The organism is Streptomyces sp. SID4985 (genome assembly GCF_009863025.1).
Classification (GTDB): domain Bacteria; phylum Actinomycetota; class Actinomycetes; order Streptomycetales; family Streptomycetaceae; genus Streptomyces.
This window is the reverse complement of the sequence record NZ_WWIR01000327.1, coordinates 1-6,029: the sequence shown is the minus strand read 5'-3', so window position 1 is coordinate 6,029 and position 6,029 is coordinate 1. Positions and strand designations below refer to the sequence as shown.

The 6,029-nt window shown below is 72.9% G+C and carries 6 protein-coding genes and 1 tRNA gene; 5 read left to right on the top strand and 2 right to left on the bottom strand.

All coding sequences use genetic code 11. The annotated features are described in order from the left end of the window. On the bottom strand, positions 1-990 hold a 990-nt coding region (locus GTW40_RS13725; RefSeq protein WP_161180457.1), incomplete at its 3' end, for a serine/threonine-protein kinase. 638 nt (positions 991-1,628) lie between these two features. Between GTW40_RS13725 and GTW40_RS32645 the strand changes: the two genes are divergently transcribed. The 5 genes from GTW40_RS32645 (at position 1,629) to GTW40_RS13705 (ending at position 5,874) form a co-directional block, all read left to right on the top strand. After that, positions 1,629-1,805: a hypothetical protein gene (locus GTW40_RS32645; protein ID WP_202485842.1), complete on the top strand. Its 177-nt coding sequence runs from the start codon at positions 1,629-1,631 to the stop codon at positions 1,803-1,805. Positions 1,806-2,063: 258 nt separating this feature from the next. After that, positions 2,064-3,194, top strand: coding sequence for an SPFH domain-containing protein (locus tag GTW40_RS13720; protein ID WP_202485841.1), 1,131 nt, complete (start codon positions 2,064-2,066; stop codon positions 3,192-3,194). Between the two features lie 67 nt (positions 3,195-3,261). Then, complete coding sequence (locus GTW40_RS13715) at positions 3,262-4,344, top strand: hypothetical protein (protein WP_161180455.1); 1,083 nt, start codon at positions 3,262-3,264, stop codon at positions 4,342-4,344. Between the two features lie 211 nt (positions 4,345-4,555). After that, complete coding sequence (locus GTW40_RS13710; protein ID WP_161180454.1) at positions 4,556-5,464, top strand: aminoglycoside phosphotransferase family protein; 909 nt, start codon at positions 4,556-4,558, stop codon at positions 5,462-5,464. 125 nt (positions 5,465-5,589) lie between these two features. Further along, positions 5,590-5,874 (top strand): zf-TFIIB domain-containing protein, encoded by a 285-nt coding sequence (locus GTW40_RS13705; protein WP_161180453.1) that lies wholly within the window; start codon positions 5,590-5,592, stop codon positions 5,872-5,874. Between the two features lie 86 nt (positions 5,875-5,960). On the opposite strand, the gene GTW40_RS13700 is transcribed toward GTW40_RS13705, so the two are convergent. Then, positions 5,961-6,029: transfer RNA gene (locus GTW40_RS13700), tRNA-Val, on the bottom strand.

Below are 6,029 nucleotides of genomic sequence, written 5' to 3'. Positions count from 1 at the left end.
GCCACTCCGGGCGGGCGTGGCACCGCGCGGCAGCGGCGTACCCGAGGGGGAGGGCCGCCGCTGGGTCGTACGCTGCTGGTCCGGATAGGTGTCCACCAGGCGCCCGGCACCCCGGTCGCCCTCTGCCGTACGCGGCGCGGGCGGCCGTACGTCGCCCAGGCCCTGCGCCTCGCGCGCCGCGATCTCCTTCAGCCGCAGGGACAGCTGGAGCGTGCTCGGCCGGTCCTCCGGATCCTTGGCCAGACACGCCCGCACCAGCGGGGCCAGCGCGTCCGGTACGCCGTGCAGCTGGGGCTCCTCGTGCACCACGCGGTAGAGCATCACCTCGGAACTGCCGTGCCCGAAGGGCGAGTCACCGGTCGAGGCGTACGCCAGGGTCGCCCCCAGCGAGAACACGTCCGTCGCCGGGGTGACCGCGGCCCCGCGCACCTGCTCCGGCGCCAGGAAGCCCGGCGAGCCCACCGCCGTACCGACATGCGTGAGCGTGGAGGCACCCGTGGCCCAGGCGATGCCGAAGTCGATGATCCGGGGGCCCTTGGGGGACAGCAGGATGTTGGACGGCTTCAGGTCCCGGTGGACCACGCCCGCCTCATGGACGGCGACCAGTCCCTCCGACAGCGCCGCGCCGATCGACGCGGCCTCGGCCGCGACCAGCGGACCCTCGTCGGCCACCTTGTCGTGCAGGGAGGGTCCGGGCACGTACTGCGTCGCGAACCATGGGCGTTCCGCTTCCAGGTCCGCCGCCACCAGCCGCGCCGTACAGCCGCCCCGGATGCGGCGGGCCGCCGACACCTCGCGCGCGAACCGCGACCGGAACTCCTGGTCCTCCGCGAGATCGGGCCGGATCACCTTCAGCGCGACCCGCTGCCCCTTCTTGTCGGAGCCGAGGTAGACCACGCCCATCCCGCCCGCGCCGAGCCGTCGGTGAAGCCTGAACGAGCCGACGACGCGCGGGTCCTCGCGCCTCAGGCGCATCATCGCCATGTTCATCCCCGCTGCCCGGTCCCTGTGACTCGGCCCAGCTTACGTTTCCACGGCCGCCCGCGCGCAGAGGCCGCGCCCTCCGGTACCGACGGATTGCGCGGTGGCCACTCCAGGTGAAGCGCGGTCAGCAGACGGTCAATTGCAGAGCTGTTGAGGGCCGGAGGATGTCAACAAGTCGACCGATCAAGGGGGTTGGGATGCGGCCCGCTGCCCGTCGGCAGCGAGGACGGACCGCGCGGGACCGGCACCCGGCGGTCCGCGCCCGCGCCCGCCGCCCCGATCCCCGGTGGCGCGGGTCACCGTGCGGAGGTCAAAGTGACTGAAGTCATACGTATCCACCCGTGGGTGGAGAGCGACCCGTGCGGCGGCCTCCCGGCACCGACAACGGGCGACCCCTCCGGGAAGACCCCGAGAACCGGAGCGAGGTCTCCACCCAGGGGAGTACTCCGCACGGGAGGGCTCATCCTCCGGGAGGCCCGCCATTCGATACGAGGGCATGACGCCCGGGATATCGCCCCGCGCCTACATTTGAGGTCAAGCGGCGGGTGCGGTACTCGTCCCCCGAGGTCACACACCCGCCGCTGTTCACGAAGCGCGACAACACAAGAACCACCGAGCACGACCAGGGAAAGCCTGGAGGAACCATGGCCCCTACGGCACCGAGGCGCACCACGCCCGGCCCCCGCCGGACGGGCCGCCGCCATCCCGTGGTGGCGACCCTCATGGCCCTGCCCCTGGCACTGCTCCTCCTCCTCGTCTTCGACGGGTGGGAGACGGTGGCCACACAGGCGTCGTCCGTGGGTGCGATGCTGGGGCGCTGACCAGCGCTCCAGACCCGGAAGAGCGGTCCGGGCTCCATCCATCCATCCTTTCAACCCCGTGGGGACGGGGGTGCGGCGGACGGCACGAATGCCGGCGCAGCTGGGGAGCTGCGCCGGCATTGCGCTGCCCGGGACCCACCATGGCAGCGTGGGCCGCTGTGGGCATACTGTCGGCTGATCGCTTGATCGCCGAGTGGTCACCGTCCGGGACCCGAGGTCAGGCGGAAGCAGGGGGAGTGGGGGAACGTCGTGGGGCTGATGGACCGTATCCGCGGTGAGTTCATCGACATCATCGAGTGGACCGACGACGGCCGGGACACCATCGTGTGGCGCTTCCCGCGCCACGGCAACGAGATCAAGATGGGCGCCCGGCTCGTCGTGCGCGAGTCGCAGGTGGCCGTCTTCGTCAACGAGGGCCGCCTCGCCGACGTCTACCAGCCCGGCACGTACGCCCTCTCGACCCGGAACATGCCGGTCCTGTCGACACTGAAGGGCTGGAAGCACGGCTTCGAGTCGCCCTTCAAGGCCGAGGTCTACTTCGTCACCACCCGGCAGTTCACCGACTTCAAGTGGGGCACCCAGAACCCGGTGATCCTGCGGGACGCCGAGTTCGGCATGGTCCGGGTCCGCGCCTTCGGCACCTTCACCGCCAAGGTGGTGGACGCCGCCGCGCTGCTGCGCGAACTGGTCGGTACCGACCCGCAGTTCCGCACCGAGGAGGTCGGGGAGCACCTGCGCCAGCTGACCGTCTCCAAGCTGGGCTCCGCGCTGGGCGCCGCCGGAGTCCCGCTCCTGGACCTCGCCGCCCGGCAGGACGGCATCGGGCGGCAACTGGCCGAGGCCCTCACCCTGGAGCTGGCCTCCACCGGCATCGCCATCCCCCGGTTCTCCATCGAGAACATCAGCGTCCCGCCCGAGGTCGAGGCGGCGATCGACACCCGCTCCCGGATGGCCGTCACCGGCAACCTGGACGACTACGCCAAGCTCCAGGCCGCCGACGCGACGACGATCGCCGCCGCCAACCCCGGCACCGGCGGCGACGCCGTCGGCCTGGGCGTGGGCATGGCGCTGGGCCAGCGGATCGCGCAGAGCGCGTCCGGCGCGGCGACGGCCCCGCCGGTCCCGGCGGCACAGCCCGCTCCGACTCCGGTCTCCGCCGACGTCCCGCCCCCGCTGCCCACCGCCCCGCGCTGGTTCCTCGCCGTCGGCGGTCAGCAGCAGGGCCCGTACGACGCGAGCGCGCTGGCCGGTCAGGTGGCGGCCGGGAACCTGAACCGCACCACCCTGGTCTGGCGCAGCGGGCAGGCCGCCTGGCAGCCCGCGGACCGGATTCCGGAGCTGGCGTCGCTGCTCGCCGACGTACCGCCGCCACTGCCCCCGCAGGGCTGAGCCCGTCGGCCGGAGCCTTCCGGCAACCGATCGCACCTTCCGGCAACAGGTCACAAGGAGAAGTGAGTTGACGGACCAGGACGTCGCGCCCGCGCCCGACCGGGCGTTCCAGTGCGAGGCGTGCGGCGGGGTCAGCGAGTACGCGCCCGGGACGTACGCGCTGCGCTGCCCGTACTGCAAGCACGAGCAGGACATCACGCCGATACCCCGGCAGGTCACCGAGCACCCGATCGAGGAGCTGGCCGCGCTGCCCCACCGGGCCATCGCGCCGGACCAGGTGAAGACGTACACCTGCCCCGGCTGCCACGCGGTGACCGAGAGCGACACGCTCAGCGACAAGTGCCCCTTCTGCGCCACCCCGCTGGTCTCCGACGCCTCCGGCACCGAACGCGTGGTGCCCGAGGCGGTCCTGCCCTTCGGGGTCAGCCGCGACCAGGCCCGGGACGCGCTGGCGAAGTGGACCAGCTCCCGCTGGTTCGCGCCCGACGAGCTGAAGAAGGTCACCGAGGCCGAGACCTTCCGGGGCAGCTATCTGCCCCACTGGACGTACGACGCCCAGACCAGCACCCGGTACGCGGGCCGGCGCGGCGACTACTACTGGGTCGAGGAGAAGGACTCCGAGGGCCGCACCCGCCAGGTACGCCACACCAACTGGCAGCCCGCGTTCGGCACGGTCGACCGGTTCTTCGACGACGTACTCGTACCCGGCAGCGGCCAGGTGCCGGAGAAGGAACTGGACAAGCTCACCCCCTGGCCGCTGGAGGAGACGGTCCCCTACCAGGAGGAGTACCTCGCGGGCTTCCGCACCGTCCGCTACGACATCGAACCGGAGGCCGGCCTGGAGTCGGCGAAGGCGCGGATGGCACCGGTGATCCGCGCCGACTGCAAGCGGGACATCGGCGGCAACGAGCAGCGGGTGCTCTCGATGTCCACCTCCTACAGCGCCCTCACCTACAAACTGGTCCTGCTCCCCGTCTGGTTCCTGACCTACCTCCACGCGGGCAAGACGTGGTCCGTGATGGTCAACGCCCGCACCGGAGAGGTCATCGGCGAGCGGCCGTACAGCGCGACGAAGATCACCCTGGCCTCGGTGGGCGGCGCCCTGCTGATCGCCCTGGTGGTGCTGCTCGTGATGATGCTGCGCAACTGAGGACACGGGAGCGGGCCGGGGCTCGCGCCAACAGGCGCGCGGATTCCGGCCGATGAGCGCGCGTGCGTGCTCCCACCGACGGGTGCGCGCGCTCTCGCCGACGGGAGCGCCTGCGGCCTCCCAGTGACGGTTCCGCACGCGGGCCCCGGCCGCCAAGGGCACCCCCGCCCCCGTACCCTCGCCACACACCGCCACCCCGCCCGAGGCCCCCGTGACCCCAGACGCCCTGACCGCCCACCTCACCTCCACGGCCCACCCCGGCCCCGCGTCCCCCTGCGCCTGCCCGACCGGACTCCTCGCCGACCGCCCCGACGCCACCGTCCTCCGGCACGGCGACACCGTCGCGAAGGCCCACGCCCCCGGCACCGACCCCGTCGCGCTCGCCCGGCGCCTGGCGGTGGCCGCCGCTCTCCCGGACGTCCTGCTGGCGCCGCGCGCGCCCACCCCCGTCCTCGTGGACGGCCGCCTCGTCACCCACTGGCCCCACGGCGCCCCCGTCGACCGCGACGACCCCGATGCCGCCCCCTGGGAAGCCGCCGCCACCCTCCTCGCCCGGCTTCACCGCACGCCCCTGACAACCCCGCTGCCCCCGATGCGCGGACCGGACAAGGCGGCCGCCGCGACGGAACGGCTGAGGAAGGCCCTGGAAGCCACCCCCTGCCCCGATGCGGCCCCGGTGCTGAGCGCCTGGGCCGCGCTCCCCGGCTGGGCCCGCGGCGAGGCCCCCGCGCCCGGCGCACCGGCCCTCTGCCACGGTGATCTGCATCTCGGCCAGCTCGTCCGCCATCCCGCGCCCGACGGCCCCTGGCGCCTGATCGACGTGGACGACCTCGGCGCCGGAATCCCCGCCTGGGACCTCGCCCGGCCCGCCGCCTGGTACGCCTGCGGGCTGCTGCCGCCCGAGGAGTGGTCCCGCTTTCTGGGCGCGTACCGCGCCGCCGGCGGCCCTGCCGTACCGCCCGACGGCGACCCCTGGCCCGTACTCGACGTACCCGCCCGCGCCCTCACCGTGCAGACCGCCGCCCTCGCGCTCACCAAGGCGCTCGCCGCGGGCCGTTCGCCGGACGAGGTCGAACAGGCCGTGGTGGACGCCTGCGCCCGTATGGCCACCCGGCCCTGACGACCGCCGGACCCGGGCCGGTTGAGCTGCAATTTCCCGGAAAAGGCTGCAACCGAGCGGGGCAGGACGGAGTCTGTCCTGGGGAAACACCAAGCAGGACCCTACGGCGAGGAGTTGAGCCGACCATGCAGTGTCCGAAGTGTCACGCGCCCATGCGTACCTACAACCGCAACGGCGTCCAGATCGAGCAGTGCGACGGCTGTCGCGGCATCTTCCTCGACTACGGCGAGCTGGAGGCCCTGACCCGCGTGGAGTCCCAGTGGGCGCAGCCCGCCCCGCAGGCGTACCCGGCCACCCCGCCCGCCCCGGCCTGGGGCGCCCCGCACGGCGGCCACCAGGGCGGCCACGGCGGTCACTACGGCGGCCACCACCGCCACAAGAGCTTCGGCCACATGCTGTTCTCCAGCTGAGCCGAGCAGCCCGGCTGAGCCGCACGGCCTCAGCCGGGCAGCGAAAAGCCCCGGCCGTTCGAGACGGCCGGGGCTTTTCCGGTGTGTGGACGATACTGGGATTGAACCAGTGACCTCTTCCGTGTCAGGGAAGCGCTCTCCCGCTGAGCTAATCG

Bases quoted from the DNA above. Each gene is read 5' to 3' on its own strand.
- GTW40_RS32645 (WP_202485842.1), top strand. From the start codon at position 1,629: ATGGCCCCTACGGCACCGAGGCGCACCACGCCCGGCCCCCGCCGGACG.
- GTW40_RS13720 (WP_202485841.1), top strand. From the start codon at position 2,064: ATGGACCGTATCCGCGGTGAGTTCATCGACATCATCGAGTGGACCGAC.
- GTW40_RS13705 (WP_161180453.1), top strand. From the start codon at position 5,590: ATGCAGTGTCCGAAGTGTCACGCGCCCATGCGTACCTACAACCGCAAC.